Annotated in this window: 12 protein-coding genes; 5 read left to right on the plus strand and 7 right to left on the minus strand. The window is 61.1% G+C overall.

The window, feature by feature from the left end:
- From VMU57_RS19740 to VMU57_RS19760, 5 genes are all read left to right on the plus strand, one after another.
- Nucleotides 1-2,308, plus strand: a 2,308-nt coding sequence (locus tag VMU57_RS19740; RefSeq protein WP_325386553.1) for a penicillin acylase family protein, incomplete at its 5' end; no start/stop codon positions are given.
- A gap of 113 nt (nucleotides 2,309-2,421) precedes the next feature.
- Complete coding sequence (locus tag VMU57_RS19745; RefSeq protein WP_325386555.1) at nucleotides 2,422-4,032, plus strand: hypothetical protein; 1,611 nt, start codon at nucleotides 2,422-2,424, stop codon at nucleotides 4,030-4,032.
- A gap of 37 nt (nucleotides 4,033-4,069) precedes the next feature.
- On the plus strand, nucleotides 4,070-4,999 hold the full coding sequence (locus tag VMU57_RS19750) for a farnesyl diphosphate synthase (RefSeq protein ID WP_325386556.1): 930 nt from the start codon (nucleotides 4,070-4,072) through the stop codon (nucleotides 4,997-4,999).
- An 88-nt stretch (nucleotides 5,000-5,087) separates the two neighbouring features.
- Nucleotides 5,088-5,459, plus strand: coding sequence for a metal-sulfur cluster assembly factor (locus VMU57_RS19755; RefSeq protein WP_325386558.1), 372 nt, complete (start codon nucleotides 5,088-5,090; stop codon nucleotides 5,457-5,459).
- Between the two features lie 3 nt (nucleotides 5,460-5,462).
- A complete protein-coding gene (locus VMU57_RS19760; RefSeq protein WP_325386560.1) occupies nucleotides 5,463-6,233 on the plus strand; it encodes a class I SAM-dependent methyltransferase in 771 nt (256 codons plus the stop codon).
- Here VMU57_RS19760 and tsaE read toward each other — a convergent pair whose 3' ends face one another.
- The 7 genes from tsaE to VMU57_RS19795 all read right to left on the minus strand — a co-directional run bounded on the left by tsaE (nucleotide 6,234) and on the right by VMU57_RS19795 (nucleotide 13,947).
- Complete coding sequence (gene tsaE / locus VMU57_RS19765; protein ID WP_325386562.1) at nucleotides 6,234-6,689, minus strand: tRNA (adenosine(37)-N6)-threonylcarbamoyltransferase complex ATPase subunit type 1 TsaE; 456 nt, start codon at nucleotides 6,687-6,689, stop codon at nucleotides 6,234-6,236.
- Nucleotides 6,686-8,296 (minus strand): NAD(P)H-hydrate dehydratase, encoded by a 1,611-nt coding sequence (locus tag VMU57_RS19770; RefSeq protein WP_325386564.1) that lies wholly within the window; start codon nucleotides 8,294-8,296, stop codon nucleotides 6,686-6,688. Before VMU57_RS19770 ends, tsaE begins: the two co-directional genes overlap by 4 nt.
- Before the next feature lie 42 nt (nucleotides 8,297-8,338).
- Nucleotides 8,339-8,725 (minus strand): YidH family protein, encoded by a 387-nt coding sequence (locus tag VMU57_RS19775; protein WP_325386566.1) that lies wholly within the window; start codon nucleotides 8,723-8,725, stop codon nucleotides 8,339-8,341.
- Nucleotides 8,725-9,780: a penicillin-binding transpeptidase domain-containing protein gene (locus tag VMU57_RS19780; protein ID WP_414648693.1), complete on the minus strand. Its 1,056-nt coding sequence runs from the start codon at nucleotides 9,778-9,780 to the stop codon at nucleotides 8,725-8,727. Before VMU57_RS19780 ends, VMU57_RS19775 begins: the two co-directional genes overlap by 1 nt.
- Nucleotides 9,781-10,080: 300 nt before the next feature.
- Nucleotides 10,081-11,553: a cell division protein FtsZ gene (gene ftsZ / locus VMU57_RS19785; protein ID WP_325386570.1), complete on the minus strand. Its 1,473-nt coding sequence runs from the start codon at nucleotides 11,551-11,553 to the stop codon at nucleotides 10,081-10,083.
- Between the two features lie 196 nt (nucleotides 11,554-11,749).
- Nucleotides 11,750-12,634, minus strand: coding sequence for an alpha/beta fold hydrolase (locus VMU57_RS19790; RefSeq protein WP_325386572.1), 885 nt, complete (start codon nucleotides 12,632-12,634; stop codon nucleotides 11,750-11,752).
- Nucleotides 12,635-12,639: 5 nt separating this feature from the next.
- Entirely contained in the window at nucleotides 12,640-13,947 is a 1,308-nt protein-coding gene (locus tag VMU57_RS19795; protein WP_325386574.1) for an NAD(P)/FAD-dependent oxidoreductase, read from the minus strand.
- Nucleotides 13,948-14,064 lie beyond the last annotated feature (117 nt).

A 14,064-nucleotide genomic window follows, 5' to 3' on the forward strand; every position in this document is an offset into this window, starting at 1 on the left:
CGACGCCCAAGGCGTTCCCCACATTCACGCGGCCACGCTCAACGATCTGGTCATCGCGCAGGGCTTCGTCACCGCGCAAGACCGTCTCTGGCAGATGGACATCCTCCGCCGCCACGCTGCCGGAGAGTTGGCCGAAATCCTTGGGCCAAGCCTCGTTCCCCACGATCGCGCCCAGCGCATCCTGCAGGTTCGCGCCTCCGCCGACCGCGCCGTCGCCACCCTCCCGCCCGACCAACTCCACTGGCTGCAGTTCTATGCCGAGGGCGTCAATGCCTCCATCACCGCGCAAGGCGCGCATCTCCCCATCGAGTTCCGCATCCTCCGCTACCGGCCTGCGCCGTGGACGCCCCGCGACTCCCTCCTCGTCGGCCTCGCCATGTTTCAGGACCTCACCAACACCTTCCCGCAGAAGCTCAACCGCGAAGCCCTCTCCGCGAAGCTACCGCCCGAGCTCCTCGCTGACCTCTACCCTGTAGGCTCTTGGCGCGACCATCCGCCGACACAGCCCGCCATCGACCTCACCAACCCACCCACCGACTTCGAGGAGATTCCTCTCGACAGCACCCAGAGCGAACTCACGCAGCCCACACCGACTCACGATCTGCTGGCCCTCCAGAAGATCCTCGCCATCAATCCCTGCGAAGGCTGCATCGCCGGCTCCAATAACTGGGTCATCTCCGGCACCCGCACCGCCTCGGGCAAGCCTCTGCTCTCGAATGACATGCACCTCAATCACAGTGTCCCCGGCGTCTGGTACGAGGCCGATCTCCAAGCCACCGGCGACAACTTTCACGCCGCCGGAGTCACCCTTCCCGGCTATCCCTTCGTCATCGTCGGCCATAACGAGCACATCGCCTGGGGCTTCACAAATCTCGGCGCCGACGTGCAGGACATATACATCGAGCACCTTCGCGGCAGCGGCTCCACAGCCGAATATGAGTCCCCCGGCAACATCTGGCACCCCATCCTCCATCAGCGCGAGGTCATCCACGTCCTCCACCACAGCGACGTGGTCCTCGACGTAGCAGCCACCCAACACGGCGCTACAGCGACCCCTCTCATCTCCGCCATCTTCCCTAAAGAGAATCGCGCCCTCTCGCTCCGCTGGACCATCTACGATCCCGCCAACATCACCGCATCGTTCCTCAACATCGACTCCGCCGTTGACTGGCCCTCCTTCACCGCAGCCTTCTCCACCTTCGGCGGCCCCGCACAAAATGTCGTCTTCGCCGACGACCATGGCAACATCGGTTACCATGCCGTAGGCAAAATTCCTGTTCGTGGCAGCATGACCCAGCCCACCGCTCTAAGCCCCGTCCCCACCGATGCTCTCGGCCCCACCCACGACTGGGCAGGCTACATCCCCTTCGACCAGCTACCCCAATCCTTCGATCCTCCCGGCGGCATCCTCGCCACTGCCAACGCTCGCGTCACCCCCGACGGCTACCCGTTCCCCATTGCCCTCAACTGGGCTCCTCCCTATCGCAACGAGCGCATCTGGAAGGTCCTTAGCTCCCGCGACCACCTCACCCCAGCCGACATGCTCGCCCTCCAGACCGATGTCTACTCCGACCTCGACCACGTCCTCGCACAGCGCCTCGCCTACGCCATCGACCACTCGACAACAAAGGACAGACGCATCCGCCAGGCAGCCGATATCCTGCGCCAATGGAACGGCAACGTGGACATTAATGCTTCTGCACCAGCCATCGTCGACGCCACCCGCGCCGCGCTCTGGCCGCTGCTGCTCAATCCTCACCTCGGCCCGCATCCGGGCGACAGCGCCCAGCTCTATACCTGGAACGAGAAACCCTACGCCGAAGAACAGATCATCATGCACACGCCAGATCGCTGGCTCCCTGCCCACTACGCCAACTGGGACGAGTTTCTTACCGCAGCCGTAGCCCAGGGACTCTTTGAAGCCCACGCTCCCTTCGACCTCAGCAAGTGGCAGTACGGCACATCGCATCCGGTAGACATTGAGCATCCTCTCTTCGCGCAGTCGCCGCTGCTTCGGCGCCTCATCGGCGTCCCCACCGGAACCGGCGCACAGCCTCAAAGCGGCGATACCACCACTGTCAAGCAGGTTGGCCGCACCTTCGGCCCCTCTGAGCGCTTCACCGCCGACCTCTCCAACCTCGACAACTCTACCCTCAACGTAGTCCTCGGCCAGTCCGGCAATCCCGCCAGCCCCTGGTTTATGGACCAATGGCCCGCCTGGTACAAAGGCACAACCTTCACGTTGCCCTTCAGCAAAACCTCCACAGACACCGCCGCAACGCATACACTCACTCTTACCCCACGATGACATCTCCGTCACGAAATCGGGACTCCCAACAAGATGGGGGTTTCCTCTTCGCGACGTTATCCTCACCGCTGCGGCGAATTCATCTCCACCATGTAATCCTTCCCCTTGCCGCCTTGATCGCTGTTCTTCCTCTCATCCTGAACGGCTGCTCCTGCGGTCACGACTTCAGCTTCCATCTCCTCAACTGGATGGAGGCTGCCCGTCAGTTCACCCACGGCAACCTGCATCCCCACTGGGCTTTCAGTCCCGCCTACAACGCAGGCGAGCCTCGCTTCGTCTTCTATCCACCCCTCTCGTGGACCATCGGTGCCATCCTCGGCTTCCTCATGCCGTGGGCGTGGACACCCATCGCCTACACATGGCTGGCCCTTACCGCCGCCGGTCTCGCCCTCTATCGCCTCGCCCGCGAATTCTCCACACCGAACGCCGCCCTTATCGCCGCAGCCTTCTATCTCGTCAACCCCTACACTCTCTTCACCACATACGAGCGCACCGCCTACGCCGAACTTCTCGCCGCAGCGTGGATACCTCTCCTTCTGCTCGGTATCCTATGCAAAAGAGTCACCATCCCCGGTATAGCCATCCCCGTTGCCCTGCTCTGGCTGACCAACGATCCCGCCGCCGTCATGGGCTGCTACGCCCTCGCCTTGCTCACTCTCGTCCGCCTCTTGTTGCCTGGTGCAAATCCGGGAACTCGAACCCGACTAGCCGCCACCACCACCGCCGGAACCCTCCTCGGCCTCGGCCTCGCCGCACTCTACATTCTCCCCGCCGCTTATGAACGTCGCTACGTTCAAATCGCCATGATCCTTGCTCCCGGAACTCGCGTCCAGAACAACTTCCTCTTCCACCACACCATCAGCCCCATTCACGACGCCGTCCTCAACACCGCCTCCATCATCGCCGTCGTCCTCCTCGTCCTCACCACCATCGCTGTCACAGCCGCCACTCGTTCTCCTATCCCAACCTCAAAAGACCGCGTCCCCAAAAAACTCATCTACAACCTGACCATCCTAGCGATAGCCATAGCCTTTCTTCTCACCTCGCCCTCTAACTCCATCTGGCAACATGTTCCCGAGCTGCCCTTCCTCCAATTCCCCTGGCGACTTCTCGCCATTCTGGCCGCAGTTCTGAGCCTCACCATAGCCCTGGCGCTCACGCCCCTAAAGCTCAAAACCCTTCCAGCCGCAGCCCTATCCCTGGCTGTTGCCGCAACCCTCACCCTCACCGCATTCCATCTCTTTCACCAATACTGCTACCCAGAGGACACCGTACCGGCCAGTCTTGCCGTCTTCCGTTCCAACACCGGCACCGAGCCGAGCAAAGAATACACTCCCACCACCGCCAGCAACACTTCCCTCAGCCAAACCAATCCACCCTACTGGCTCATTCCATCCCACTCCAGCATCAACACAAATGCCCCCGCTAACACCACTCCCGGCACCGCTCCCGCGAGCCTTACCCTGAACTCCCCTACGCCGCAAACCCTCGTCCTCAATCTGCGCGACTACCCGGCATGGCGCATCACCCTCAACCAGGCCGTCCTCACCTCCCACCTTCATCGCAGCGACGGTCTCATCGCCATCCCCATCCCCGCAGGCCTCAACCACATCACTGTCACTTACGGTCGCACCCTCGACCAAACCATCGGCGACATCCTCACCCTCCTCTCCCTCATCCTTCTTTTATTAATTCTTCGCCACAAGCCCTACCCCGTCGCCTAAGCCTCAATCCCCACTCGTGATTTATCATCAAGCCTCAATGAACTTCACGGTACAATCCCTGCTTCACTCCGGCGTTGAGCTCACCGATGCCGCCCTCGAGCGCCTGCTGCCCTCGCCCGATACTCTGCCCCACTCCATCCACCGCGCCATGCGGCACAGCACCTTCGCCGGCGGCAAACGCCTCCGTCCCATCCTCTGTATGGAAGCCGCCCGCATGGTCAGCGGCGAAACCGAGATCCCCGAGGGCACAGCCGATCTCGGCGCGGCTCTCGAGATGCTGCACACCTATTCCCTCATCCACGACGATCTCCCCGCGCTCGACAACGACGACCTCCGCCGCGGCAAGCCCACCTGCCACGTCGTCTTCGGCGACGCCATCGCGATTCTCGCCGGCGACGCCCTCCAGACCCTCGCCTTCCAGACCCTCGCCTCGCTCTCGTCGCCGCCGTCCACCACCGTCGCCATCCTCAGCGAAGTCGCCCTCGCCATCGGCACCGGAGTAGGTGCGAACAGCCCGCTTCCTCCCGGAATGATCGGCGGCCAGGTCGTCGATATCGAGTCCGAAGGCAAGGCCCCCACAGCCGAGTTGGTCGAGTCCATCCACCGCGCCAAAACCGGCGCGCTCATCACCGTCAGCATCGTGGCCGGAGGCCTCTACGGCTCCCAGACCAAGCCCTCCAGCGATACCATCACCCGTCTCCGCACCTTCGGCGAAAAAGCCGGTCTCGCCTTCCAAATCGTCGACGATGTGCTCGACATGACCCAAAACTCCGCGCAGCTTGGCAAGACCGCAGGCAAGGATACCGCCAGCATCAAGGCCACCTGGCCCGCCGTCTACGGCATCGAGCGCTCGCTGCACGACGCCAAAGAGCTCATCGCCGATGCCTTCGCCGCTCTCGCTCCCTTCGGCCCCGCCGCCAATCCGCTGAAAGCCCTCGCCAACTACCTCGTCGAGCGCAAACATTAATACCGCCGCAAATCCGGGTGCCCCATGTCCCGATTCTGGGATGTGGGCATCGCGCACAGCGCGACCGCGTTTATTATCATCGACACAGATGCTCACTGAAGCCAAAATTCTCACCGCCCTGCGCGACTGCTACGATCCCGAGTTGCCCTGCAACATCGTGGACCTCGGCCTCGTCCGCGCCATCGCCATCACGCCCGACCGTGACGCTCCCGGTTCCGGCATCCCTGGTGTCCCCGAAAAGCACCACGTCCAGATCGACATCATCCTCACCCATCCCGGCGAGGACGCGGAAGCCCAGCTTCGCGCCCAGATCGCCAACCGTCTCGCCGGTCTCGAGACCGTCAGCCAAACAACCGTTACGATTCAGACTGAACCGCTATGGAGTCCAGTCCATATCACTTCAGCCGGACGCAGAATCCTCGGCCTCGACGGCAACCCCAGCCTTATCCAGATCCGCTAGACCATGAGCAAAAAGCCCATCCCCATCCGTCCCCGCGATCTGCTCAAGGCGACATCCACTCCCGTTCATCCATTCGACCAGATCCACGGCGTTGAAACCAGCGGCCTCGTCCCAGCCGCCAACCTCATCACCGGCCACCCCAACGACGAACACGTCACCGCCTACTACGGCGTGGCCCCCAGCATCCTTCGTACCCTGATCGATCTCTGGCGCGAGACCCCGCCCCCGGAGCCGATCCACAACTACACCTTCATCGACATCGGAGCGGGTAAAGGCCGCGCCATGCTGGTTGCCAGCGAGCTTCCCTTTCACCAGATCATCGGCATCGAGCTAAATCCAGCCATGGCCACCATCGCGAGCCAGAACATCGACCGCTGGCACCAATCCCACGCCGCCGACAGCACCGCCCCGCGACTCGCCCCGATCCAGCTTCAGGAGCAGGACGCCCTCAGCTTCGACTTTCCATCCACCCCAACGCTGGTCTTCCTCTTCCATCCCTTTGAGGCGCCCGTCCTCAAGCAGCTTCTTCGCCGCATCGAAACCCAGTTCGCCAAACGCCCCGGCACCCTCGACATCCTCTACGTCAACGCCGAATGCCGCACCGTCCTCGACAAGCACCCAGCCTTCATCCGGCTCTTCAATGGTCCGGTCGCCATGTCTCCCGAAGACCATACCGCAGACCTCGCAGCCATCGCCCAGCAGGAAGAATACGGCTCGACCGGAGACGAGGAGTGCGCCATCTACCGCTACACCGGCCGCGCTGTCGCTCCGTAGCTACTCCCGCCAGCGAACGATGAAGCCACGTTCATCGCCCTCGCCATGCTCCATGACGATCTCTCCATCCGCGAGCTTCACCACGCTCTCAAACCGCTCGCCCCACTCCACCAGCACCAGCGCATTCGGTTCGGCGACCATCTCTTCGAGCCCCAGCACCGCAATCTGCTCCTCCGTCTCCAGCCGGTAAAGATCAAGATGGAACAGGTGCACCTTCGGCCCGTCATACTCGTGCACCAGCGTAAACGTCGGACTGGTGACGTCCTCCTCGTACGCCGCACCCAGCGCGCGCGCGATCCCCTTCACCAGCGTCGTCTTGCCCGCGCCGACCTCACCTCGCAGGATTACCAGCTTGGGAGGCCGCAGCATCTCCGCCAACGTCTCTCCCAGCGCCAGCGTCCCTTCAACCGACCGCGTCCTGAAGCGCTTCTCCCGCAGCTTCTCTTTCGTGTTCATTGTGCCGTCCCATGTCTTCTAAAATTCTGTCCGTGCAACCCGCAGATCCAGGTCAAACCATCTGCGTCCTTCACCCGGTAGCGAAAGGCATCCGACAAGTGTTTCACCGTATCGGTGGCAAGCACGGTATGCTCATCCATCGCATGAGCCGCAAAGTCACCCGCTAAACCATGCAGGTAAACCGCTGCCTCCACCGCCCGTGCCACGTCGTTGGGAAACTGTGCCAACATCGCCGCCACAATTCCCGTGAGAATATCCCCACTGCCGCCCTTCGCCATCGACGGATTTCCTGTCGTGTTCACCGCCACGCTGCCATCGGGATGAGCCACCAGCGTCCGCCATCCCTTCAGCACCAGCGTCAATCCATGCTCCGTGGCAAACCGTCGCGCCAGCCCTATACGGTCGGCCTCGACTTGCTTCACCGTCATCCCCGCCAGCCGAGCCATTTCCCCCGGATGTGGCGTCAACACCATAGTCCGCCCAGCGCCCTGCAATAACTCCGTCTTGCCAGCAAACGCGTTCAACCCGTCGGCATCGATCACAACCGGCACCTCGGTCTTCGCCACAAGTTCCCGCGCAAACTCCGAAGCATCTCCGTCCGTCCCCAGTCCCGGCCCCACTGCCAGAACGGTGATCCCTTTCATCAGCCTCTGCAACCGATCGCCTTCAAGATTTCGCAGCACCCCCTGCGCTTCGACTAACGGAGAGATCATCAACTCGGGGGTCACCGTTGCCACCATGCCCACAATGCTCTCAACCACTCCGGCAGTTACCAAACCGGCCCCGGCACGCAAAGCCGCAAGCGAGGACATCGACGGAGCGCCAGCCTTCCCCCAGGCACCGCCCACCACCAGCACATGCCCAAACTTTCCCTTGTTCGAGTTCATTCCCCGAGGCTTCTCCGCCAAAGCCTTCGCGCTTCCCGTCCAGGTCAACCCCGTCTCCGACCTCACCGCGGCATCCGGCGACCCAATCTCCGCCACAACCACCGGCCCGAACGTCTCCGTCGTCAGATGCCCAAACACATGGGCCAGCTTAGGAGCCGTAAACGTCACCACGGCATGTGCCCGAAACGCCCCCTTTACCGTCTGCTCCATCGAATCCGCATCCCATCCCGAAGGCAGATCCACGGCCACCACTGGTACGTTCAACCCTTCCACCAAATCCCGTGCAGCCAGAGCAAGCCCTCGCAGCGGCGGCTTGAAACCAGTGCCAACAACGGCATCGACCAGTAACCCACAATTATCGAATGGGTTAGCAAGTATTGGTTCATCTGTCACTTCAAGAACGGAAACATCGTCACCCTCCGCTTGCAAGCGTGCCAACGCCGCAGCAGCCTCGCCCTTCAATTCATTTCCACGCCCGAGCAGCACAACCTGAACCGTCCTGCCCGCCGCCGCAAGCACCCGCGCCGCCACCAGCCCATCGCCGCCATTGTTTCCTTTGCCGCAGAACACGGTCACTCGCGAAGCCGCCGGATACTGCCGCAGGCAAAAAGCAGCCACAGCGCTGCCAGCCGCTTCCATCAGGTCGCCGAGCGGAACTCCAAACTCCTGCGTCGTCCGCCGATCCACCGCACCCATCTCTGACGCCGTCAAAATCCTCATGCTACCGTTCTATCTGAAATTCGCCGGGAAGCGCCAATCGCCCTAACGGAAGTACAGCAAATATCCAGCAATCGCTATCCCTAACGCCGCCAGCATGATCGCTGTACCCATTGCCGTGCGTGATGGAGACATCCTCGGCATATCCCCGCGTTGCAGCCGCAGGATGTTGTCCCTGTATCGCACAACCGATACCACCAGCACCACTACCCCCAGCAGCACCAGCCCTGTTCCGCTCCACAAAGAGAAGATCGAAGATTGGGCGCTTCCCGCATGAATGAATCTCTGCGCTTCCCGCAGAAACAGCCCAAACCGCGCCACCACAAACCCAAACCCCATGAGCGCGAGGCCAGTCCTGATCCATGCAAGAAAGGTCCGTTCCGCCGCCAGATAACTCTGCGGATTCTGTGCCGCAGGCGGCGAGGTCTCCATCACTGCCCGCCCAGGCTCCCCGTCTCAACCGTCGGTGTCTTGGGGGTGAAGTAGCTGTTGTCCCAAAGCGCTCGGTAAAACTGCCCGGTCAAGGCAGCCGCCTTCGGCCCAAACGTAGGCCGTCCGCCCTCAAGAAAGAATACCGTTACGATCCGTCCGTTCGGGGTATTCGCATACGAGGCGAACCATCCGAATCTCGTCCCGTCGTTCGAGCAGGTTCCCGTCTTCCCCATCACCGGAAACTCGCTGAAGCTTGCCCGCAGCGACCGCGCGGTTCCATACGAACTGCCCACCGCGCCAGCCATCCCGGGAATGATCTCCGGAATAATCGGTGCGATATTCAACGTCCGCTTCACCCGTGGGGTAAAGTCCGCCACCTCCTGAGGAGTCTCGGGGTGTTGCAGATAATAAAGGGTTCCGCCGTTCGCGATCGCGGAAACGATCGCTCCAAGCTGTAGCGGGGTCATCGAGATGCTCTCGCCAAACGAGCACATCCGGCCCACGCCTCCCAGCTTCTCCGGCAGCGGCTCATCCGGATAGACTCCCAACTGCTCCCCCTGAATGTGGTATCCAGCCAGCTCACCCAATCCAAACTGGTTGGCATAGTGCTTCACCCGCTCAAAACCGAGCGTGCGTCCCAGCACTTCAAAGTAGGGGTTGATCGACTTCGCCAAGGCATAAGTCAGATTCACCCTATAGCCATGGCCCAGGTTTACCGGTGTGTCCTTGGTGACGATCCCTTCCTCCAAAGCAGCCAACGCTACTGAAAGTTTGATCGTCGAGCATGGCTCCGCTCCCCGCGACAGCGCCAGCTTCTGGTTCACCATGGCAAGAATCCGGCCGTTGTCTGGATTGATCGCAACCGCCGTTCCATTCATATTGCCCAGCGCTTCAATCGCCGCCGCGCGAACTACCGGATCTTCACCGGCGGTCACATCCCCTAGCGTCAGATTGTCCGCATACGAACTTGCCGTGAAGCGCTCCGAGTATCTATACCGGTGCCGCGTCCGTCGAACCGCCAATACCGCCCGCCCATTGCGTCTGCGTCCATGCACCGCAACCTTGGTTGACGTTACATGTCTGCGTGCGTGCGTGGTCTTCGCAACCGCACGGCTACGTCTGGCACGCGAAGCTTTCGTCGAAGTATGGGTCGTCCCTGCGCTGTGGCGCTTTGCGAGCCGGGTGGTCGGTTCCGCAGAAGCCCCAAGGCATAGACCAAGGCATAAAAAAATAGCGCAAACAGACTTTAAATATCTCGACATAAAGGACCCGGTTTCTTCAACAGCAATCAATCTGCCATTCCTGCTAGCTATACCTTAGGACAATCTCATCGATCTCGGCATCACCAGATAGCGTCAGTTCCCCCGCCGCAGAAACGCGGGGATATCTAACTCATCGGATTCAGCAGATGCCCCAGCCGCATCAAAAGAAATGCCCCGAACCGCTGTCTCACCCGGTTCTGCCATCACAACTCGAACATTCTCTTGTTGTTGGACGCGCGCGGGAGCGGAAAAGTGACCCGCATCCCTTGTCCGGTCCGAAGTCCCGTCCAGATCGGCTTCCTCGCTATGTCCCGAGCCCTGGAAGAAATCGTCGTCAAAGACGGACGCCGGTACCGGAATCAGCTCCGGAGACGCCTCCGCTCTGCCCGCTGGCCGCTGCCCTTCGTTGTATGGCTCAGGCGAAGAGCCTTCCGGCCTGAAGGCCGGTGCAGCCTCGAATTCTGACTCGCTGGCAAAACGAGCGGTCGCCCGCGAAGTGGACACCCTGGACTGGATCGGCACATCGTACCGCATCGTCGGGAGCGTCGCCTCGGCCAGCATCCGCTCGCGCCGCTGCGGCATCTCCTGCTGCCGGAAACCGGTGGCGATGACCGTAATCTTCACGTCGTCGCCCATGGTCTCGTCCTGCACCGCGCCAAAGATGATGTTCGCGTCCTCATGTGCCGCGCTCTGGATAATTCCGGAGGCCTCATTCACCTCGCTCAGCTTCAGGCTGCTCGACCCGGTGATGTTGATCAGGATGCCTCGCGCTCCATCGATCGCACCAGCCTCCAGCAAAGGCGACGCCATCGCAGCCATCGCAGCCTCCATTGCACGGTTCTGGCCTGAACGCTGCGCCGTCCCCATCACCGCATAGCCCATTCCAGCCATGGTCGTCTTCACGTCGGCAAAGTCGCGGTTGATGACGCCCGGAATCGTAATGATGTCCGAGATGCCCTGCACGCCCTGCCGCAGAACATCGTCCGCAATGCGGAAGCTCTCGAAAAATCCTGCGTCCTTCGCCACCGCCAGCAGCTTCTCATTCGGAATCACGATCAGCGTATCGACCGACTCCAACAGCTCCTGCATCCCGCGCTCGGCCTGCTGCATGCGGCGCTTGCCTTCAAACGCGAAGGGCCGCGTCACCACGGCAACCGTCAGCGCGCCCATCTCGCTGGCCAGCGAAGCGATCACCGGAGCCGCACCCGTCCCCGTGCCGCCGCCCAGCCCGGCGGTCACAAACACCATGTCTGCGCCTTCGAGGGCCTCGATAATCTTGTCCGAATCTTCGAGCGCCGCACGGCGTCCCACATCCGGGTTCGATCCCGCGCCCAGCCCACTCGTCAGCTTCACGCCCAGTTGAATCTTTACCGCGGCATTCGAGGACTGCAGCGCCTGCACGTCGGTGTTCGCCGCAATAAACTCAACACCTTCAACGTTGGCCGCAATCATGCGATTCACGGCGTTGTTGCCGCCGCCGCCCACGCCGATCACCTTGATCTTCGCCCCACGGGGAATCTCATCGTGATAGTGAATACGGATATCGTCGTCGGGCAGATTGGGCATGGCAGCAGTTGCTCCTGGAAGGATCAAAGTTACCTGTTAATTCTCCCATCAACAGACAAACCACGCATCCCTCATTTTCCACCGCACGTACCACCAATGGTTCAGCAACGAGGTTATCCATCGCCGTCCGCAAATAACTGCAGACAACTTCAACCACAGACGACAGCATCGCCACCTTTCGCAGATGCTCTAAACCTCAGCTTACGGGCATGCCACAGGGATCGGCGGCAAGCCAGTGCGGCTCAGCCCTATTCTTATCCGCCCTCTGGTCCGGCTTCTTATCCAAAAAGCTGAGAAGCCTGTCTGCAATCGCCGCAGGTTCATTCATGGGAAGAAAGTGCCCAGAGTCCGTAATCACCATCTCCGAGTCCGGAATCAATCCAGACGCACGCGTCGCGAAGCTCGCGGGAACAGCCGGATCATGTGCCCCATGAAAGATCAGCGTCGGCATCAGAAGCTCCGGCAACAAGGCTGGAATCGCCGCGAGCACTTCTTCGGGCTTGCCCCACCGCAACAACGACATCAATCGCCATGCTCCCAGCGGCCCACGGAACGGCGCGCGAAAATCAGCCAGGAGAGCCCGACCTGCCTGACTTCCATCAAGCGTCCTTCGCATCACCAGCTTCCAGAAGATCAGGTTAACCAGAGGCGCCATCAACTCCCCCAGCACCGGTTTCCGCAGTAATTCGAACAGGAAGAACGGCTCCAGTTCAGGAAAGATCGAAGGAGTCAGCAGTGCCAAGCGGCCCGTATGTGCAGGATGCTGGTGTGCATAATGCACCGCAATCGCACATCCCGCATCGTGGCCGACAACGTGCCACCTCTCCACCTTGTTTTCAATGCGAAGCGCTTCAAGCTTCGCCACAATCGTATTCAATTCCCCAAAGCCTTCACGCGCCTTCGGAGTACGTCCCAGTCCGGGCAGATCCACCGCCATGCACGTATAGGTTCCAGACATCCTCTCGATCACACCATCCCACAGATGGCAACTCGTAGGAATGCCATGGAGAAACAAGACAGCATCTCCAGCCCCTTGGGAGAGCAGATACATCCCGTCGGATTTACCCCGTAGATTCGACATAGGCCTCATGCCTGCACCTCGCAGGGTTCTTCTTCCTCTTTACAGAGACCGTGCAGCACCGACGCCGCCGCCCTGCAGAGATTCAGCAGGCAACCGAACAGCAGCGTTGCGAACACACCCCGGGGACGCATCCGCGCATAGACCGTATTCAAGCTCCACGCAGGCACGGTGTACACATCGCCTGCCAATAAGACACCAATGCGGCTTCGAACCGGCCAGTCATAGACCACCTTCTCGATGCCGCAGTTAAAAAACTTTGCCAGCCCTTCCACTCGCTTGCTGTACATCGCTGTAGCTAGCCGCGGCAGCCGTTCGCGATCACGGTAACGGATCAACAGGCTCGACGCTTCGGACGCATGTCGCAACGCCGCCGTCACGCCGTTCGAGGTCATCGGATCGACCATCGCGGCAGACTCGCCGACAATCAGCCAGTTAGGCCCAGCCACGTTGCCATGCACACGGCAACGAAAGGAAGTGGTAAAGGGTGACACCGCGCCAGCCTCTCGCAGCAGCTCCTCGAATCGAGGAAATCGCTCCAGCTCTTCCCTGTAGATCTCCTCGACCGCACGTCCCTGCTGGCGATTCGCCTTCATCGCCTCACCGGTGGTCACGTAGCCCACACTGATGGTCTCTGAGTTGATAGGAATCTCCCATATCCATTCCATGTAGCTGGACGTCGCGGTTTGCGCATACAGAGTCGTTCCCTCTCCCGGCTCCCGCACCTTGAAGTAGCTCCACACGGCCACCTTACGTGGACCGTATTCATAGACAGGCAACTTGAACGCCCGCGACAGCACGCTTGCCGCCGAGCCCGAGGCGTCGATATATCGCGAACAGGAAATCCTTCGCCCCTCCGCAGTATTCGCCGCGACCACCCTGCGACCTTCGATCTCGACATTGACCACCTTGTCGTACAGGTGTCTCACTCCGTGGGCCATCGCAATCTCGCGGATCGCTTCGTTCAAGCGCGGACGATCTACGTGCAGCGTGCGCAGCTCAAGATTGAAAGGAGCACGTCCCAGCCACGCGGCAGGAACATAATGGCGCTCGGAGCCGTCACACAGCTTCAGGATCACATGCTTCTTATAGGTGGCAGTCCCGTCATCGATCAGCCGCTGCATCGGCAACCCAAGCGCCCCCAGAAGCGCCGGAGCAGACCAGTCCAGCGACTCGCCTACCGACTGGCTCCCGCTTAAATCCGGACCCACGCACAGAACCTTCCATCCTGCCCTGGCAAGATGAATTGAAGCAGCCATGCCTGCGATGCCGCCTCCGATCACGGTTACGTCGGCAGTGTCTTCCTCATGCTCCACCCGGATCGCTCTCCCTCGCCCGAAGGCTGGCCTTCACCCCGAAGTTCGGGCGAGTTCCATCTCGGCGAGAATCTTAGCTTTGTGGCATCCAATGCGCATCCACCTATAGATGGAGAT

The sequence above is a fragment of the Edaphobacter sp. genome, from assembly GCF_035532915.1.
Classification (GTDB): domain Bacteria; phylum Acidobacteriota; class Terriglobia; order Terriglobales; family Acidobacteriaceae; genus Edaphobacter.

What these genes read in the sequence shown, in the direction of transcription:
- VMU57_RS19755 (WP_325386558.1), top strand. Translation starts at nt 5,088, where the DNA reads ATGCTCACTGAAGCCAAAATTCTCACCGCCCTGCGCGACTGCTACGAT.
- ftsZ (WP_325386570.1), bottom strand. Translation starts at nt 11,553, where the DNA reads ATGCCCAATCTGCCCGACGACGATATCCGTATTCACTATCACGATGAG.
- VMU57_RS19750 (WP_325386556.1), top strand. Translation starts at nt 4,070, where the DNA reads ATGAACTTCACGGTACAATCCCTGCTTCACTCCGGCGTTGAGCTCACC.
- VMU57_RS19775 (WP_325386566.1), bottom strand. Translation starts at nt 8,725, where the DNA reads ATGGAGACCTCGCCGCCTGCGGCACAGAATCCGCAGAGTTATCTGGCG.
- tsaE (WP_325386562.1), bottom strand. Translation starts at nt 6,689, where the DNA reads ATGAACACGAAAGAGAAGCTGCGGGAGAAGCGCTTCAGGACGCGGTCG.
- VMU57_RS19790 (WP_325386572.1), bottom strand. Translation starts at nt 12,634, where the DNA reads ATGTCGAATCTACGGGGTAAATCCGACGGGATGTATCTGCTCTCCCAA.
- VMU57_RS19770 (WP_325386564.1), bottom strand. Translation starts at nt 8,296, where the DNA reads ATGAGGATTTTGACGGCGTCAGAGATGGGTGCGGTGGATCGGCGGACG.
- VMU57_RS19760 (WP_325386560.1), top strand. Translation starts at nt 5,463, where the DNA reads ATGAGCAAAAAGCCCATCCCCATCCGTCCCCGCGATCTGCTCAAGGCG.